Source organism: Rhodococcus sp. DK176, from assembly GCF_038447315.2.
Classification (GTDB): domain Bacteria; phylum Actinomycetota; class Actinomycetes; order Mycobacteriales; family Mycobacteriaceae; genus Rhodococcus_F; species Rhodococcus_F jostii_A.
In genome coordinates this window covers 2,179,433-2,194,489 of record NZ_CP118321.2, presented here as the reverse complement: position 1 = coordinate 2,194,489, position 15,057 = coordinate 2,179,433, and the positions used below count along the sequence as shown (strand labels likewise).

17 protein-coding genes are annotated in these 15,057 nt (G+C 68.0%); 14 read left to right on the top strand and 3 right to left on the bottom strand.

Annotation, left to right across the window (positions count from 1 at the left end; all coding sequences use genetic code 11):
- The first annotated feature begins 111 nt into the window (after nucleotides 1-111).
- The 4 genes from PSR88_RS10405 to PSR88_RS10390 all read left to right on the top strand — a co-directional run bounded on the left by PSR88_RS10405 (nucleotide 112) and on the right by PSR88_RS10390 (nucleotide 2,929).
- A complete protein-coding gene (locus PSR88_RS10405; protein ID WP_005258384.1) occupies nucleotides 112-348 on the top strand; it encodes a helix-turn-helix domain-containing protein in 237 nt (78 codons plus the stop codon).
- A gap of 220 nt (nucleotides 349-568) precedes the next feature.
- Nucleotides 569-670, top strand: coding sequence for a 30S ribosomal protein bS22 (locus PSR88_RS10400; RefSeq protein ID WP_003402602.1), 102 nt, complete (start codon nucleotides 569-571; stop codon nucleotides 668-670).
- A 199-nt stretch (nucleotides 671-869) separates the two neighbouring features.
- Entirely contained in the window at nucleotides 870-1,913 is a 1,044-nt protein-coding gene (locus PSR88_RS10395) for an NAD-dependent epimerase/dehydratase family protein (protein ID WP_009474737.1), read from the top strand.
- Nucleotides 1,910-2,929: a lysophospholipid acyltransferase family protein gene (locus PSR88_RS10390; protein WP_016882763.1), complete on the top strand. Its 1,020-nt coding sequence runs from the start codon at nucleotides 1,910-1,912 to the stop codon at nucleotides 2,927-2,929. Before PSR88_RS10395 ends, PSR88_RS10390 begins: the two co-directional genes overlap by 4 nt.
- Nucleotides 2,930-2,949: 20 nt before the next feature.
- Here the strand turns inward: PSR88_RS10390 and PSR88_RS10385 are convergent, their stop codons facing one another.
- The gene (locus tag PSR88_RS10385; RefSeq protein WP_009474735.1) at nucleotides 2,950-3,936 is read right to left on the bottom strand and encodes an HAD family hydrolase; all 987 of its coding nucleotides are present in this window, start codon (nucleotides 3,934-3,936) and stop codon (nucleotides 2,950-2,952) included.
- Nucleotides 3,937-4,114: 178 nt separating this feature from the next.
- On the opposite strand from PSR88_RS10385, the gene PSR88_RS10380 reads away from it, so the two are divergent.
- The 9 genes from PSR88_RS10380 to PSR88_RS10340 all read left to right on the top strand — a co-directional run bounded on the left by PSR88_RS10380 (nucleotide 4,115) and on the right by PSR88_RS10340 (nucleotide 12,166).
- A complete protein-coding gene (locus PSR88_RS10380) occupies nucleotides 4,115-4,375 on the top strand; it encodes a glutaredoxin family protein (protein ID WP_016882765.1) in 261 nt (86 codons plus the stop codon).
- A 140-nt stretch (nucleotides 4,376-4,515) separates the two neighbouring features.
- Nucleotides 4,516-5,370, top strand: coding sequence for a redox-sensing transcriptional repressor Rex (locus tag PSR88_RS10375; RefSeq protein WP_029539322.1), 855 nt, complete (start codon nucleotides 4,516-4,518; stop codon nucleotides 5,368-5,370).
- A complete protein-coding gene (locus PSR88_RS10370; RefSeq protein WP_016882766.1) occupies nucleotides 5,367-6,806 on the top strand; it encodes a glutamyl-tRNA reductase in 1,440 nt (479 codons plus the stop codon). The genes PSR88_RS10375 and PSR88_RS10370 overlap by 4 nt, the downstream gene beginning before the upstream one ends.
- The gene (gene hemC / locus PSR88_RS10365; protein WP_007300748.1) at nucleotides 6,803-7,768 is read left to right on the top strand and encodes a hydroxymethylbilane synthase; all 966 of its coding nucleotides are present in this window, start codon (nucleotides 6,803-6,805) and stop codon (nucleotides 7,766-7,768) included. Before PSR88_RS10370 ends, hemC begins: the two co-directional genes overlap by 4 nt.
- 75 nt (nucleotides 7,769-7,843) lie before the next feature.
- Entirely contained in the window at nucleotides 7,844-9,409 is a 1,566-nt protein-coding gene (locus tag PSR88_RS10360) for a uroporphyrinogen-III synthase (RefSeq protein ID WP_005251986.1), read from the top strand.
- A 78-nt stretch (nucleotides 9,410-9,487) separates the two neighbouring features.
- Nucleotides 9,488-10,462 carry a porphobilinogen synthase gene (gene hemB / locus PSR88_RS10355; RefSeq protein WP_029539323.1) on the top strand — a complete coding sequence of 325 codons (975 nt, stop codon included), beginning with the start codon at nucleotides 9,488-9,490 and terminating at the stop codon, nucleotides 10,460-10,462.
- Nucleotides 10,463-10,490: 28 nt separating this feature from the next.
- Nucleotides 10,491-11,096 (top strand): hypothetical protein, encoded by a 606-nt coding sequence (locus tag PSR88_RS10350; RefSeq protein ID WP_009474729.1) that lies wholly within the window; start codon nucleotides 10,491-10,493, stop codon nucleotides 11,094-11,096.
- 255 nt (nucleotides 11,097-11,351) lie between these two features.
- Entirely contained in the window at nucleotides 11,352-11,834 is a 483-nt protein-coding gene (locus tag PSR88_RS10345) for a hypothetical protein (RefSeq protein ID WP_016882767.1), read from the top strand.
- On the top strand, nucleotides 11,831-12,166 hold the full coding sequence (locus tag PSR88_RS10340) for a hypothetical protein (protein WP_016882768.1): 336 nt from the start codon (nucleotides 11,831-11,833) through the stop codon (nucleotides 12,164-12,166). Before PSR88_RS10345 ends, PSR88_RS10340 begins: the two co-directional genes overlap by 4 nt.
- Here the strand turns inward: PSR88_RS10340 and PSR88_RS10335 are convergent.
- Nucleotides 12,098-14,044, bottom strand: a complete 1,947-nt coding sequence (locus tag PSR88_RS10335; protein WP_009474726.1) for an acyl-CoA dehydrogenase — start codon at nucleotides 14,042-14,044, stop codon at nucleotides 12,098-12,100. The genes PSR88_RS10340 and PSR88_RS10335 overlap by 69 nt on opposite strands.
- 60 nt (nucleotides 14,045-14,104) lie before the next feature.
- Nucleotides 14,105-14,608 (bottom strand): hypothetical protein, encoded by a 504-nt coding sequence (locus PSR88_RS10330; RefSeq protein ID WP_011594900.1) that lies wholly within the window; start codon nucleotides 14,606-14,608, stop codon nucleotides 14,105-14,107.
- Between the two features lie 79 nt (nucleotides 14,609-14,687).
- Here PSR88_RS10330 and PSR88_RS10325 point away from each other — a divergent pair, with 79 nt between their 5' ends.
- A complete protein-coding gene (locus PSR88_RS10325; RefSeq protein ID WP_237724095.1) occupies nucleotides 14,688-15,014 on the top strand; it encodes a DUF3099 domain-containing protein in 327 nt (108 codons plus the stop codon).
- The last annotated feature ends 43 nt before the right edge of the window (nucleotides 15,015-15,057 follow it).

Genomic DNA, 15,057 nt, shown 5'->3' with positions numbered 1-15,057 from the left:
ACACCCGTCGCAGTAACCCCATCCGTCCCGCTAAGCTCGAAGTAGCACGTGCGTGTCTGTTCCGCCGGAGGGGAAGCCGGCGGCGCGAGACGTGCCGGAGGTAAGTGGTTGATGACGTCTGCAAAAAAGCCGTCCAAGGGCTCGGCCCCGGACGGACAACCGGCCCTGGCCGGAACGCAATTTCTCACCGTCGCCGAGGTAGCGACGCTGATGAGAGTGTCCAAGATGACTGTGTATCGGTTGGTGCACAGCGGCGAACTGCCCGCCGTCCGTGTGGGCCGCTCGTTCAGAGTGCATGCGAAAGCAGTGCACGACTACCTCGAAACCTCGTACTTCGACGCCGGTTGACCGATCGGCACGAAGAGGGTCATCTCGGTTTCGCCGGTAACGGTGCGACCTAGTTTTCAGAGAGCGGACCCGCACCGGTACGATTAGCGACTGTCGTACCAGCCAGCTGGTGTCGTAAGGCGCTGAGCTAGTTAAAACGAGGCCCAGGCGCCAGAGCGGCGCAGGCGTACGTGACCGGCGTGCGCAGGAACGCTAGAGAAGAACGTGAGGGACACCCGCTATGGGTTCAGTGATCAAGAAGCGACGCAAGCGCATGTCGAAGAAGAAGCACCGCAAGCTGCTTCGCCGCACCCGAGTGCAGCGCAGGAAACTCGGTAAGTAAAAGAGTTGCGTCTGGATGCCCGTCACCTCCGGTGGCGGGCATCCGTCGTTTCCACGGCGCCCTCCGCGTAGTGGGCGACCGACCAATTGTCGTTGTGCGGAGCGCCATCCCCCTCCTGCACGTATCGTTGACGTCACTCGCTACGTGATCGGGGGTTCTAGTGGTTGTGAGTGACGGAGACAGTACTACGCGGACGGCGGTGCCGCGCGTCGTGCTGGTCACTGGGGCAAGCAGGTTTCTGGGTGGGTACCTGGTCACCCGGCTCGCTCAGAATCCGGACATCGAGCGGGTCATCGCGGTGGACGCGGTCTCGCCGAGCAAGGACATGTTGCGCCGCATGGGCCGCGCCGAGTTCGTGCGCGCCGACATCCGGAATCCTTTGATCGGCAAGGTCATTCGCAATGCCGAGGTCGATACCGTCGTGCACGCCTCGACGCTGGCGCGCCCGCCGAAGTCGGGCAGTCGCGCGGCCATGAAGGACATGAACGTCATCGGTGCGATGCAGTTGTTCGCCGTCTGCCAGAAGGCGCCGACCGTCCGGAAGGTAGTGCTGCGCTCGGCCTCCGTGGTGTACGGCTGCAGCGCCAAGGACCCCGCCAAGTTCACCGAGGAGATGAGCGCCCGGCGGCGTCCCGCGGGCGCCTACGCACGGGACTGCATCGAGATCGAGGGTTATCTGCGGGGAATGGGGCGCAGGCGCCCCGACATCGCCGTGTCGATTCTCCGCCTCGCACCGCTGGTCGGGCCTCGCCTCAACGCGACCGTCGCGCAGTACCTCACCTCACCGGTGGTGCCGACCATCCTCGGACGCGACGCACGCCTGCAGGTGCTACACGAGGAAGACGCGCTCGCCGCACTGGAACGGGCCACGGTGTCGGGCCCGGCGGGCACCTTCAACGTCGCCGGCGACGGCGTGGTCATGATGTCCCAGGCCATCCGCCGCGCCGGGCGGATCGAGGTCCCGATGCCGTTCGGGTTGTTCCGCAACGTCGGACGTGCGCTGATGGGTCCGGTGATGCGGTCGTACACCACCGAGCAACTCGAGTACTTCCACTTCGGTTGCGGACTCGACACCACCCGCATGCGAAGCGAACTATCCTTCGAGCCACGGTGGACCTCGATGCAGGCGCTCGACGACTTCGCTCGCGCGGCAGGCGTCAAGGCGATCATCAAGAACGAATGGGTCGACGCAGCAGAAAACGCACTACTCGCTCTTACCGGCACGGCGAAAGGGGAGAGGTGAACGAAGTGGCGAAGGTCATTCCGCTGCACGGTGCGACAGCCGCGCGCGGGGCCGCTATCGGACGTTCGAGGCGTGAGCAGAGCGAGAGCCGACATCCGTCCGCAATGCCTCCACCCGCCGTGATCACCCCACCCGAGCCCGTCACCGAGACTTCGGCCGTCGACGCCGTCCGCAACGCCCTGGCCGAGCAGATCGTCAACACCGCCGAGTTCGTGCGACGCCGGCTGTCGGGCGACTATCACGTCGACGACTTCGGCTACGACCCGCACTTCGCCGAGAACGTGTGGCTCCCCATCCTGCGGCCACTGTTCGACAAGTGGTTCCGCGTCGAGGTCAGCGGTCTGGAGAACATCCCGTCGACCGGTGGCGCGCTGGTGGTCGCCAACCATGCCGGTGTCCTGCCCATCGACGGTCTGATGACGTCCGTCGCCGTCCACGACCATCACCCCGCGCATCGCCCGCTGCGGATGCTGGCCGCCGACCTGGCCTTCGAGATGCCACTGGTCGGCGGGGTCGCCCGCAAGGCCGGGCACACCCTCGCGTGCCACCCGGACGCCGTGCGCCTCCTGCAGGACGGCGAGGTCGCCGCCGTGTTCCCCGAAGGTTTCAAGGGCATCGGCAAACCGTTCAGCGAACGCTACAAGCTGCAGAGGTTCGGCCGCGGCGGCTTCGTGTCCGCCGCCATGCGGACCGGTGCGCCCATCATTCCGTGCTCGATCGTCGGATCCGAGGAGATCTACCCGAAGATCGGCGAACTCGGGACGCTCGCCCGGCTGCTGGGAATGCCGTACTTCCCGGTGACCCCGCTGTTCCCGCACTTCGGACCGCTCGGCCTCGTCCCGCTGCCGTCGAAGTGGTACATCGAGTTCGGCAAGCCGATCGTCACCGACACCTACGACGCGGCGGCGGCTGACGACCCGATGGAACTGTTCGAGGTCACCGACCACGTCCGGGAGACCATCCAGCAGACGCTGTACCGGCTCCTCGCGAAACGCCGGAACGTGTTCCTCGGCTGAATCGCTGACCGCCGCGCGGCTCAGGCCGCCTGTTCGCGGCGGCGCGCGACGATCGCGGCGAGTGCGCCGCCGGCAGCGCCGAGGAGCAGCGCCGTGGGGACGCCGATCTTGGCGGCCTTGCGTCCGGTCCGGAAGTCTCGGATCTCCCAGCCCCGGTTCTTGGCGAGCTCGCGCAGATCGGTGTCGGGGTTGATCGCGACGGCCGTGCCGACCAGCGACAGCATCGGCACGTCGTTGTGGCTGTCCGAGTACGCGGTGCAGCGCTTGAGGTTGAGCCCCTCGCGGACGGCCAGGGCGCGCACGGCGTGCGCCTTGCCGAGGCCGTGCAGGATGTCGCCGACCAGACGTCCCGTGAACATCCCGTCCTCGCTCTCGGCCACCGTGCCGAGGGCACCGGTGAGGCCGAGGCGCTTCGCGATGACCTGGGCCAGCTCCACCGGGGTCGCGGTGACCAGCCACACCTGCTGCCCGGCGTCGAGATGCATCTGCGCCAGCGCGCGGGTGCCGGGCCAGATCTTGTCGGCGATCACCTCGTCGTAGATCTCCTCACCGAGCCGGGCGAGCTCGGCCGTCGACCGTCCGGAGACGAACGAGAGGGCCTTCTCCCGGCCGGAGGCGACGTCGTCGCTGCTCTCCTTGCCGGTGACGCGGAACTTGATCTGCTTCCACGCGAAGTCGACGAGGTCGGACGTCTTCAGGTACTTGCGGGCGGCGAGTCCGCGGGCGAAGTGGATGATCGAGGCGCCCTGGACCATCGTGTTGTCGACGTCGAAGAACGCGGCCGCCGTGAGGTCGAGGGGAACGTCGTGTTCCACCAGCTCGGTTTCCTCGCCGGACGCGACTTGGAGTGCGAGGGCCGCATCGGCACTCGCCTCACCTGCGACATTGGCACGTACCTCGGCTTCGCTGGGTCCCAGCGGATTCCTGAACTGGCGTCGGCCCGGGAGGATGATCCCCGCCAGACCTGAACCGAAACCCGTGCCGTTCGGTAGTGATCGCGCAGGCACTCGCACCTCCCGTATCGCAGAAGCCTCTGGGAGCAGCCTATCCCCCGAATCGGGGACGGGGCGGGTGGATGGCCGCGCTGAGGGAACTGTGTGACGTTCATCTCGGAGCCGATTGGCGTCTGTGGACTCCGAAACGGCACAGTGACTCCACCGGAGGCGTCGAAAGGAAGTGACGAGGATGAGCACGGGCGGACACGAGGTGACGCTTCTCACGAGGGCGGGGTGCGGTGCGTGCGCGCCGGCCCGCGAGCTGCTGCTGGTTCTGTGCGAGGAGTTCGGGCTGGAACTGACGTGCACAGACGTCGACGAGGCGGCGGCAACGGACCCCGAATTGCGGGCCGAATTCGGCGACCGATTGCCGGTGGTATTGCTCGACGGACGTGAGCACAGTTACTGGGAGGTCGACGAAGAGCGCCTTCGCTCGGATTTACGCAAGTAAGGGAACCCTAAAAGTGGGATCTTCCGATGCCGTGCAGGTAGGACCGCATGTCGCGCAGTCGCAGCGACTTTGTGCATGGGTTCACAAGCAGTTACCGTGGTGTGAACAATTCCCCGGAGCATCGTGAAGAACGGCATCGAATGCCGGTCGGACGAGGAGCCAACGACGTGACCGAAACGCACCAGACGCATGGGTCTGTGGCCCCTGGCGTCACGGGGGCGGTCGGGCAGTCGATGGTCGGGTCTCCGGCCCCCTCGGTCGCCGGCGCGGCTCCGCTCCCCGAATCGCGGGACATCCCCCAGGCTACGGTGACGCGCCTCGCGACGTACCTGCGGGTCCTCGGAGTGCTGACGGAACGCGGCACGATCATCGTCTCGAGCGAGGAACTCGCCGCCGCTTCCGGTGTCGGCTCCGCGAAGCTCCGCAAGGACCTTTCCTTCCTGGGGCCGAACGGTGTGCGCGGCGTCGGCTACGACGTGACGCGCCTGCGGGCCCGCATCGAACGCGCACTCGGCCTGGACCGCGGACACAAGGTGGTGCTCGTCGGCGTCGGAAACCTCGGCCAGGCGCTCGCCGGCTACGGCGGCTTCGGCCGTCGCGGGTTCTCCATGGTCGGTCTGTTCGACAGCGACCCGGCGCGGGTCGGTGCGCCGGTGGGCGACCTCACCGTGCGGCACGTCGACGAACTCGAGCAGGCCTGCGCCGAACTCGAGGCCACCATCGGCGTCATCTCGACGCCCGACGAGGCGGCGCAGGAAGTCGCCGACCGCTTGGTGCGCGCCGGACTGCGGTGCATCCTCAGCTTCTCGCCGACTTCGCTCGACGTCCCCGATCACGTCGAGATGCGCCGCGTCGACCTCGCGGTCGAAATGCAGGTCCTCTCGTTCAACAGCGCACGCAATACGGAGTCGGTCCCCACCGCTCCCCGCGTCCGCATCGGACATTCGGCTGTCCCGTCCACCGCACCAAGAAACGGATCAGTGATCGCGCCGTGAGTGTTCTGCTTGTCGGGGTCTCGCACAGGACGGCCCCGGTGCCGGTTCTCGAGCGGGTGGCTGTCACCGACACCGATCGCCCGAAGTTGACGGACAAGCTTCTGGCGTCGTCGCACATCTCGGAGGCGATGATCGTCTCCACCTGCAACCGGGTGGAGATCTACGCCGTCGTCGATGCGTTCCACGGTGCGCTGGCCGAGGTCGGCGAATTGCTCGCCGACCATTCCGGACTGGATCTCACCGATCTGCACCGGCACGCGTACGTGCGCTACAGCGAGGCTGCGGCGGAGCACCTGTTCGCCGTGGCCAGCGGCCTCGACTCGATGGTGATCGGCGAGCAGCAGATCCTGGGGCAGATCAGGACCGCCTACGCGTCGTCCGACGCGCAGCAGGCCGCGGGCCGCACGCTGCACGAACTCGCCCAGCAGGCGCTGCGCGTCGGCAAGCGGGTGCATTCGGAGACCGGCATCGATTCGGCGGGCGCCTCCGTCGTGTCCGTGGCCCTCGACCGGGCCGCCGGCATCGTCGGCGACGGCGGACTGACCGGACGCACCGCCGTCGTGGTCGGTGCCGGATCCATGGGCGGCCTGTCGGTCGCACACCTCACCCGTGCCGGGATCGGCCGCATAGTCGTCGTGAACCGCACCAAGGAGCGCGCGGAACACCTCGCCGACACGGCCCGGTCCAACGGCGTCGAGGCGGAAGCCCTCGAACTGAGCGAACTCCCGGCCGCGATGGCCCAGGCGGATGTCCTCGTGACCTGTACCGGCGCGGTCGGCGCCGTCGTCACGCTCGCGGACACCCACCGCGCGCTGGCACAGCCCGGCCGCGACGCCGAACGCCCCCTCGTCATCTGCGACCTCGGTCTGCCCCGCGACGTCGAGCCCGCAGTGTCGGGTCTGCCCGGGGTCACCGTCCTCGACATGGAATCGCTGCAGCGCGATCCCGCCGCAGGCGCCGCCGCATCCGACGCCGACGCCGCCCGGACGATCGTCGCCGCCGAACTCGCCAACTACCTCGCCGGCCAGCGGCTGGCGGAGGTCACGCCGACCGTCACCGCCCTGCGCCAGCGCGCTGCGGACGTGGTCGAGGCGGAGTTGATGCGACTGGATTCGCGTCTGCCCGGACTCGACGACCCCGAGCGCGACGAGGTCGCACGCACCGTGCGGCGAGTGGTCGACAAGCTCCTCCACGCGCCCACCGTCCGGGTGAAGCAGCTCGCCTCCGCACCCGGTGGCGACTCCTACGCCGCCGCCCTGCGCGAGCTGTTCGAACTCAGCCCCGGATCCGTCGAGGCCGTCGCCAAGCCCACCGACCTCGGCGGCGCCACCGACCTGAGCGCCATCGACATCACGGACGGTTTCATCGCCGGCCAGGACCCGCGCCTGCGCCGCTTCGTCACAGACGACAACCATGGGAAGGAATCGCAGGCATGAGCGCCGTCGGCACCCGTACGCTGCGGATCGGAACCCGTGGGAGTGAGCTCGCGACCACCCAGGCCGGGACCGTGCGCGACGCACTGATCTCGGCCGGACACGACGCCGAGCTCGTCATCATCAAGACCAAGGGCGACCAGTCCATGGAATCGGTGGAGAAGATCGGCGTCGGCGTCTTCACCGCCGAACTCCGGGAAGCGCTCGCCGACGGCCGCGTCGACGTGGCCGTCCACTCCTACAAGGACCTGCCGACCGCCCCCGACGAACGGTTCACCATCGCCGCCATTCCGCCGCGCGAGGATCCCCGCGACGCGCTCGTGGCCCGCGACGGACTGGTCCTCGGTGAACTGCCCGCCGGTTCGAAGGTCGGCACGTCCGCACCGCGGCGCACGTCGCAGCTCCGGGCGCTGGGCCTCGGCCTCGACATCCGTCCGCTGCGCGGCAACCTGCAGCGGCGCCTCGGCAAGGTCGAGTCCGGCGAACTCGACGCCGTCGTCCTGGCCCGCGCGGGCCTGGCGCGGATCGGACGTCTGGACCTGATCACCGAGTCCATCGAACCGGTCCAGATGCTGCCCGCACCCGCACAGGGCGCGCTCGCCGTCGAATGCCTGTCCGCGAACACGGCACTCGTCGCGATCCTGTCGGAGCTCGACGACCCGAACAGCCGCGCCGCCGTCACCGCGGAACGCGCACTGCTCGCCGAGCTCGAGGCCGGCTGCACCGCGCCCGTCGGCGCCATCGCCGAGGTCGTCGAATCACTCGACGACGACGGCCGCATCTTCGACGAACTGTCCGTCCGGGGCTGCGCCGCAGCCATCGACGGTTCCGACGTCATACGCACGGGGGCCGTGGGCTCCCCGGAGAACGCCGAAGAACTCGGCCGCTCCGTCGCGCGTGAGCTTCTCGAGCTCGGTGCGCGGGAGCTGATGAATGTCACCGAGGCCGGTGATGCCGATGTTTGATGTGCGAAGGCCGACTGATCGGCCGATCCGCTTCCTGTACCCATCTCGACACATGATCGCACTGGAGAATTACCGATGAGCCGAGTCCGTAAGAACACCCCCGGACGAATCCTGTTCGTGGGATCCGGACCGGGCGATCCGGCACTGCTCACCGTGCACGCACGGGACGTCCTTGCCGCAGCAACCCTCGCCTTCACCGACCCCGACGTCGACAAGGGCGTCACGGTCCTGGTGGGCACCGACCTGGGCGTCGACGCCGAGACCGGTGAGCCGCTCGCCGAGGTCCGTCCCGCGCTGGGTGAGCCGGCGGAGGTAGCGAAGACCCTCGTCCACGAGGCGAGGAACGGCCACGACGTCGTGCGTCTGGTGTCCGGCGACCCGCTGACCACCGACTCCGTGATCGCCGAGGTCACCGCCGTCGCCCGTACCCAGGTGCAGTTCGAGGTCCTGCCGGGCCTGCCGTCCGCGTCCGCCGTCCCCTCCTACGCCGGTATGGCACTGGGATCGGGGCACACCGAGGCCGACGTCCGCGGCGAGGTCGACTGGGCCGCCCTGGCCGCCGCACCCGGACCGCTGGTCCTGCACGCCACGTCGGGTCACCTCGCCGAGACGGCGAGCGCCCTCGTCGAGCACGGCCTGGCTCCGCAGACCCCGGCCGCCATCACGGTCCGCGGCACCACCCGGCAGCAGCGCACCGTCGAGGCCACGCTCGCGACCCTGAACGAGGCCGGTTCCGAACTGGTCGGTTCGCTGGTCGTGACGGTCGGCAAGGTCGTCGCCCAGCGCAACAAGATGTCCTGGTGGGAGTCGCGCGCACTGTACGGCTGGAAGGTCCTGGTGCCGCGCACCAAGGATCAGGCAGGCGAGATGAGCGACCGCCTCGTCACGCACGGCGCCATCCCGATCGAGGTGCCCACCATCGCCGTCGAGCCGCCCCGCAGCCCGGCGCAGATGGAACGGTCCGTCAAGGGCCTCGTCGACGGCCGCTACCAGTGGGTGGTCTTCACCTCCACCAACGCGGTGCGTGCGGTGTGGGAGAAGTTCGAGGAATTCGGGCTCGACGCCCGCGCGTTCTCCGGCGTCAAGATCGCCTGCATCGGCGAGGCCACGGCCGCCAAGGTCCGCTCGTTCGGAATCAACCCCGAACTCGTGCCCTCCGGTGAGCAGTCGAGCGAAGGCCTGCTGGCCGAATTCGCCCCCTACGACGACGTGTTCGACCCGGTCAACCGCGTTCTGCTGCCCCGCGCCGACATCGCCACCGAGACGCTGGCCGAGGGCCTGCGCGAACGTGGCTGGGAAATCGACGACGTCACCGCGTACCGCACCGTCCGGGCCGCGCCGCCGCCGGCCGAGACCCGCGAAATGATCAAGACCGGTGGGTTCGACGCCGTCTGCTTCACCTCGTCCTCGACCGTCCGCAACCTCGTCGGCATCGCCGGAAAGCCGCACGCGCGCACCCTCGTCGCCTGCATCGGTCCGAAGACCGCCGAGACGGCCATCGAGTTCGGCCTGCGCGTGGACGTGCAGCCGGAGACCGCTCAGGTCGGCCCGCTGGTGGAGGCTCTCGCCGAGCACGCCGCGCGCCTGCGTGCCGAGGGCGCACTGCCCCCGCCGCGCAAGAAGTCCCGCGCTCGGCGATAGGCGCTACGCGCCCGTGAGTGGTTGAGGAGTCCAGACACTCCTCAACCACTCACGGGCCCGACGAAGGAGGGCATGTCCTTGTTCCCGACCCACCGGCCGCGACGGCTCCGCCGGACACCGGCCCTGCGTCGTCTCGTCGCCGAGACTTCGCTCGAGCCACGGCATCTCGTGTTGCCGATGTTCGTGGCGGACGGTATCGACGAGCCTCGTGAGATCTCGTCGATGCCCGGCGTCTTCCAGCACACGCCCGACTCGCTGCGTCGGGCGGCGACGGAAGCGGTCGAGGCGGGACTCGGTGGACTCATGCTCTTCGGGGTGCCCCGTCCCGACGACAAGGACGCCGAGGGGTCCGGCGCGTCAGACCCGGACGGTATCCTGAACCGCGGATTGCGCTGGCTCGCAGACGAAGTCGGCGATGCGACGGTGATCATGGCGGACACCTGCCTGGACGAGTTCACCGACCATGGTCACTGCGGCGTTCTCGACGAGAGCGGTGCTGTCGACAACGACCTCACGCTGCAGCGGTACGTCGAGATGGCGGTCGCGCAGGCCGAGGCCGGTGCGCATCTGCTCGGTCCGAGCGGAATGATGGACGGCCAGGTCGCCGCCATCCGCAAGGCCCTCGACGACGCGGACTACACCGACGTCGGGCAGCTCGCGTACTCGGCGAAGTACGCGTCGGCGTTCTACGGCCCGTTCCGGGAAGCCGTCGGTTCGTCGTTGCAGGGTGATCGCCGTACCTATCAACAGGATTCGGCCAATCGCCGGGAATCGCTGCGGGAGGTGGACCTCGACATCGACGAGGGCGCCGACATGGTGATGGTGAAGCCGGCGATGTCCTACCTGGACGTCCTGCGTGAGACGGCGGACCGCTCTCCCGTCCCCGTTGCGGCGTATCAGATCTCGGGCGAGTACTCGATGATCACGGCCGCCGCGCAGAACGGCTGGATCGACCGGGACGCCGCGATCCTCGAATCGCTGACCAGTATCCGCCGCGCAGGCGCGGACGTCGTGCTGACGTACTGGGCGACCGAAGCGGCCGGCTGGTTGTGATCGTCTCGTCGGCGGATACGGTAGTGCCATGACCCAGCAGTGGCCACCGACACCGCCGCACCAGGCTCCGCAGCAGCAGAGCCCGTCTCCGCACGATTTCCCGTACCCCCCGCCGGTGCCGCAGCCGAAGCCCGAACGCCCGGCACCGGTCGATGTGGGCACGGCGGCCCAGTTGCTGTGGGCGGTGGCCGGGCTCGGTCTGATCCAGGCACTGGCCGCGATGGTTCTGGTGGTGGGGGAGAAGTCGACGTTCGTCGACGAACTGATGAACAACCCCAGCGTCACATCCGGAGAGGTCGACATGAGCCGCGACAGCGTGGAGTCCCTCTTCTACGTGGGTATCGGGTTCACGGTCGTCCTCATCCTGATCCTCACCGGGCTGTTCCTCCTGTTCGTGCACTTCATGCGCAAGGGCCGGAACTGGGCCAGGATGCTGCTCACCATCGCGTGCGTGATGATGGTGGTGTGGACCGTCCCGGTGCTCTTCGGCATCGGATCCGACGGAAGCGGCACCGCGCTCGCTCTCGGCGGCGTGCAGATCCTCCAGGCCGTGGTGGCCGTCGGAGCCGTCGTGCTGATGCACCGCAAGGATTCCAACAGCTACTTCCTGAGGTTGCCCCCCTCCGACGAGTAGCTTCGATTTGCTCGTGAAATATAAAGATGTACCGTGAAGTACGTCACAAGGGCAGACCGCAGACTTCATTTCGACCGAAGGACTTTTCTCCATGCGCGCTGACGATCGAGCACACGGGTCTCGTAAAGAAGCACTGATGTTCGCCATCATCGTGGCCTTCGTGCTGCTGACTCTGTTGCTCGTCGTGATCCCGGGCGCCCTCTCCTGACGTGCCCCACGTTTTCCTCGCGGGCCACGATGTCGCAGGATGAGCGTGTGAGCGAACCAGCCGTCCTGTTCAGTGAGCCCGGCGCCCGCTGGCGGATGGTGGCGTTCGGCCCGGTCTTCTGCCTGATCGCCCTGATCATCGAACTACTGACCGGCCCGGTGGTGCACTGGTTCGCGCTGTCGCTGTTCGCGGTGCTGCTCAGCGGTTTCGTCTACGTGCAGGTGGTGGCCGCCCGTAGGCATGCCAGCGTCGAACTCACGACGTCGTCGTTGCGGCAGGGCACCGAAGACCTGCCGATCACCGAGATCCTGAAGATCATGCCCCCCGCCGACCCGGAGTCGTACGAGCAGCAGCCGTGGGAAACCGCCCGGAGTCTGGGGGAGTTGTCCACGGTTCCCCGCCGGCGGACGGGCATTGGGCTGCGACTGCGGGGCGGCGCCCTGGTACAGGCGTGGGCGAAGGACGACGAGGCACTGCGCGCGCAGCTCGAATCGCTGCTCGCGAAGTCGGCGGGCGGGTCGGCGGAATGAACCGCCGGACCGCGGTGGTGGCAGCGGAGTGGATCGGCGCCGTGGCCGGTGTCGTGGCCGCGGTGTGGTGCTGGAACCACGCCCAGGTCACATCGGAGTTCGGTCCCGTGGCGCCGGGTGCACCGTCCTTCGACGGAACCGAGTACTCGGGGTCGTGGATCGCCGTCGCCGCCGGCCTGGTGACGGTCGCGGGGTTGCTGGTGATCGACTCGGTGCGCCGGCTCCGGTCCGGCTCGGCGGGCGAACCCGCCGAGCCGTCCTCGTCACCGGAAGATCTGGGTCTTGCGGACGGTGTCGGTCCCGGGACCGTCGAGCATCGCGGAGCCGAGTAGCGCCTCGGGAACCCCGAGTCCCTCGATCAACGTCTGCGCGTGCGGCCGCAGCGACCGGCAGCGCTCGTTGATTCCCCGCTGCACCGCCTTCGACCGCTCCACCGACAGCTGCCGGTGCTCCATGAACCACGCCTTGTCTTCCTCGATCACGCTCAGCGCGTAGAGGTCGCAGACATCGCTCAGCAGGTCGCGGGCGTCGTCGTCCTCGCATTCGTCGATGCCGGCGACGAACGCCTCGAGCACGATCCGGTCGATGTGCGCCTGCGCGGCATGCAGCACGTGATCCTGCACGAAATTGAAGGCGTCGAACGGGTTCTCCTCGCGCTTCTGCGCACCCTGGAGGCGACGGGCGGCGGTCGCGAGCAGGTACTGCTCGCGGTCCTCGAACATCGTCAGCTGGGTGCCGCGGTTGAAGAGGCTGCCGTCCTCCTCGTTGTCCTGCCTCGTGTCGAGGATCGTCTGGATGATCTGTTGCGCGGCGGTGCGCTTCTTGACGACGTCGGAGACCGTGGTGGCAGCGAAGCGCATCCATTCGACGGGGCTCATGCCGCGCACCTCGTCCGCGTAGGACGTGAGCAGTTCCTTGGCCACGAGCTGCGTCAGGACGTGGTTGTCGCCCTCGAACGTGGTGAACACATCCGTGTCGGCCTTGAGTGCCGTGAGGCGGTTCTCGGCCATGTACCCGGCGCCGCCACACGCTTCACGGGCCTCCTGGATCGCACGAGTGGCGTGCCAGGTGTTCGCAACCTTGAGCCCGGCGGCGCGGCCCTCGAGCTCACGCTGTTCCTGGGGGTCGGCGTCGGCGCTGCTCTGGATTTCGTGCATCTTGGCGACGAGCTCGTTCTGGGCGAACTGCAGAGCGTAGGAGCGTGCGATCAACGGGAACAGCCTGCGCTGGTGGACGAGGTAGTCCATGAGCAGCACCTCGTCCTCGGCCTGCGGGGCATTGAACTGCCTGCGCTGCAACGCATATCGGGTGGCGATCGACAATGCGACGCGGGCTGCGGCGCCTGCGGACCCGCCCACCGTGACGCGTCCCCGCACGAGAGTGCCCACCATCGTGAAGAATCGGCGGTTCGCGTTGTCGATCGGTGAGGTGTACGTGCCGTCGGGTTCGACGTCGGCGTACTTGTTGAGCAGGTTCTCCCGCGGAATTCTGACCTGGTCGAACGTGATCCGGCCGTTGTCGACGCCGGGAAGTCCGCCCTTGTAACCACAGTCCGACGTGTGGACGCCGGGGAGGTCGTTGCCGTCCTCGTCCCGGATCGGCACCACGAAGCAGTGCACGCCCTGCGACTCGCCGCCCGTGATCAACTGCGCGAACACGGCCGCCATCGTCGCGTGCTGCGCCGCCCCGCCGATGTAGTCCTTGCGCGAGGACGGCGTGGGGGAGTGGATGACGAATTCGCCCGCGTCCGCGTCGTACGTCGCGGTGGTCTCGAGCGCCTGCACGTCGCTGCCGTGACCCGTCTCGGTCATCGCGAAACAACCCAGCAGATCCAGGTCGACGAGACGCTTCACGTACGCCTCGTGATGGCGCGCCGTACCGAGGTTCTCGATCGCGCCACCGAACAGTCCCCACTGCACGCCGGCCTTCACCATCAGGGACAGATCCGACATCGCGAGCATCTCGATGCTCGTGACTGCGGCGCCCGCGTCACCGGTGCCGCCGTGGTCTTTCGCGAATCCGTCGGCGGCGTAGCCGTTGCTCGCGAGCAGACGCAACTGCGCCAGCGTCTTGGCGCGGGCCTCGTCGAGGTCGGGGGTGTAGTGCGGTGCGAAGTCGGGGGAGCCGGACAATTCCGCCCTGACGCGCTCGCGTACCTCCCGCCAGCGTCCGTCGAGTGTGCTTCTCAGGTGGTCAGCTTTGGTGGCCATGACTCGACACTAGCCGTCGCTCCGAGGCGCGTGATGTCGGTCGAGGAACAGGTCCGGCGATCAGGGCACATCGAACGTGCCGAAGCCCGGGAGCAACGACTGTGGGTACTCGGCCGGCGCCGTCGTGCTGACGACGATTCGTCCGGCGCCGGTGGCCACATCGACCTCCGGGCGAGGCGAGTCGGTCGAGCCGACGGTGCCGATGGGAATCGTGGCCGCGCCACTCGCTCCGGTGTTCACGTTCAGCCAGTGCACCCGCACCGCGTTCGCCCGCATGGAATTGCCCGGGCCGGGTATGCAGGTCTGCTGCGCACTGATCGAGTTCAGGAGGTAGCACTCGCTCACGGTCCGCAACAGAACGACTCCGGGAGCACGACCCGTGACTGCCTCGACCGTGAAGTAGGCGGCCAGAACCGGGCTCATGCCGATGGGCGGAACCTGCAGGGTGGTCACGCGCTCACCCGGCGGGGGAGCGTCGGGGGCTGCGGCTGCGATGCCCGTGCCGGTCATGGCGACCGCCGTTGCGATACCGATACCTCCGAGAAGCATTCGTACTCTACGCATCTGCGATCACCTTCCTCTGGCCGACCGTAACATCGGCGATGGGCGTTGCACTCTGTAATGTCCTGGGTATTCCGGTGTGGTGAACTTTTCCCGCATACTTCGCGCCGCCGTCACGGGCCCGGCCTTCCGGTGGACCTCCGCACCGAGTGGCACCGCCCGCCACCCGATCAGTATCACCACGGCATCGGTGTCACTCGAACAACAGCATCGGGTACGGGTGCGCAAGTACGTGATCGTGGCGTCGTTCAGGTTTCTCGCTTTCCTGCTGTCCGCGGTGGTCTACGGTCTGTCCGGCAACCCGTGGGTGGCTGTGGCGATCATCGGTGTGTCGCTGCCCCTGCCGTGGCTCGTTGCCCTGATCGTCGACGACCTGCCGCCGTGGGAGAAGGACGAGTCGCACGGGTAGTGGGTGAGGTCCGGGATCGAGTGGCCGCTCGTCACCGGCGGCC

What these genes read in the sequence shown, in the direction of transcription:
- PSR88_RS10405 (WP_005258384.1), top strand. Translation starts at nt 112, where the DNA reads ATGACGTCTGCAAAAAAGCCGTCCAAGGGCTCGGCCCCGGACGGACAA.
- PSR88_RS10400 (WP_003402602.1), top strand. Translation starts at nt 569, where the DNA reads ATGGGTTCAGTGATCAAGAAGCGACGCAAGCGCATGTCGAAGAAGAAG.
- PSR88_RS10380 (WP_016882765.1), top strand. Translation starts at nt 4,115, where the DNA reads ATGAGCACGGGCGGACACGAGGTGACGCTTCTCACGAGGGCGGGGTGC.
- PSR88_RS10375 (WP_029539322.1), top strand. Translation starts at nt 4,516, where the DNA reads ATGCCGGTCGGACGAGGAGCCAACGACGTGACCGAAACGCACCAGACG.
- hemC (WP_007300748.1), top strand. Translation starts at nt 6,803, where the DNA reads ATGAGCGCCGTCGGCACCCGTACGCTGCGGATCGGAACCCGTGGGAGT.
- PSR88_RS10360 (WP_005251986.1), top strand. Translation starts at nt 7,844, where the DNA reads ATGAGCCGAGTCCGTAAGAACACCCCCGGACGAATCCTGTTCGTGGGA.
- PSR88_RS10350 (WP_009474729.1), top strand. Translation starts at nt 10,491, where the DNA reads ATGACCCAGCAGTGGCCACCGACACCGCCGCACCAGGCTCCGCAGCAG.
- PSR88_RS10340 (WP_016882768.1), top strand. Translation starts at nt 11,831, where the DNA reads ATGAACCGCCGGACCGCGGTGGTGGCAGCGGAGTGGATCGGCGCCGTG.
- PSR88_RS10335 (WP_009474726.1), bottom strand. Translation starts at nt 14,044, where the DNA reads ATGGCCACCAAAGCTGACCACCTGAGAAGCACACTCGACGGACGCTGG.
- PSR88_RS10330 (WP_011594900.1), bottom strand. Translation starts at nt 14,608, where the DNA reads ATGCGTAGAGTACGAATGCTTCTCGGAGGTATCGGTATCGCAACGGCG.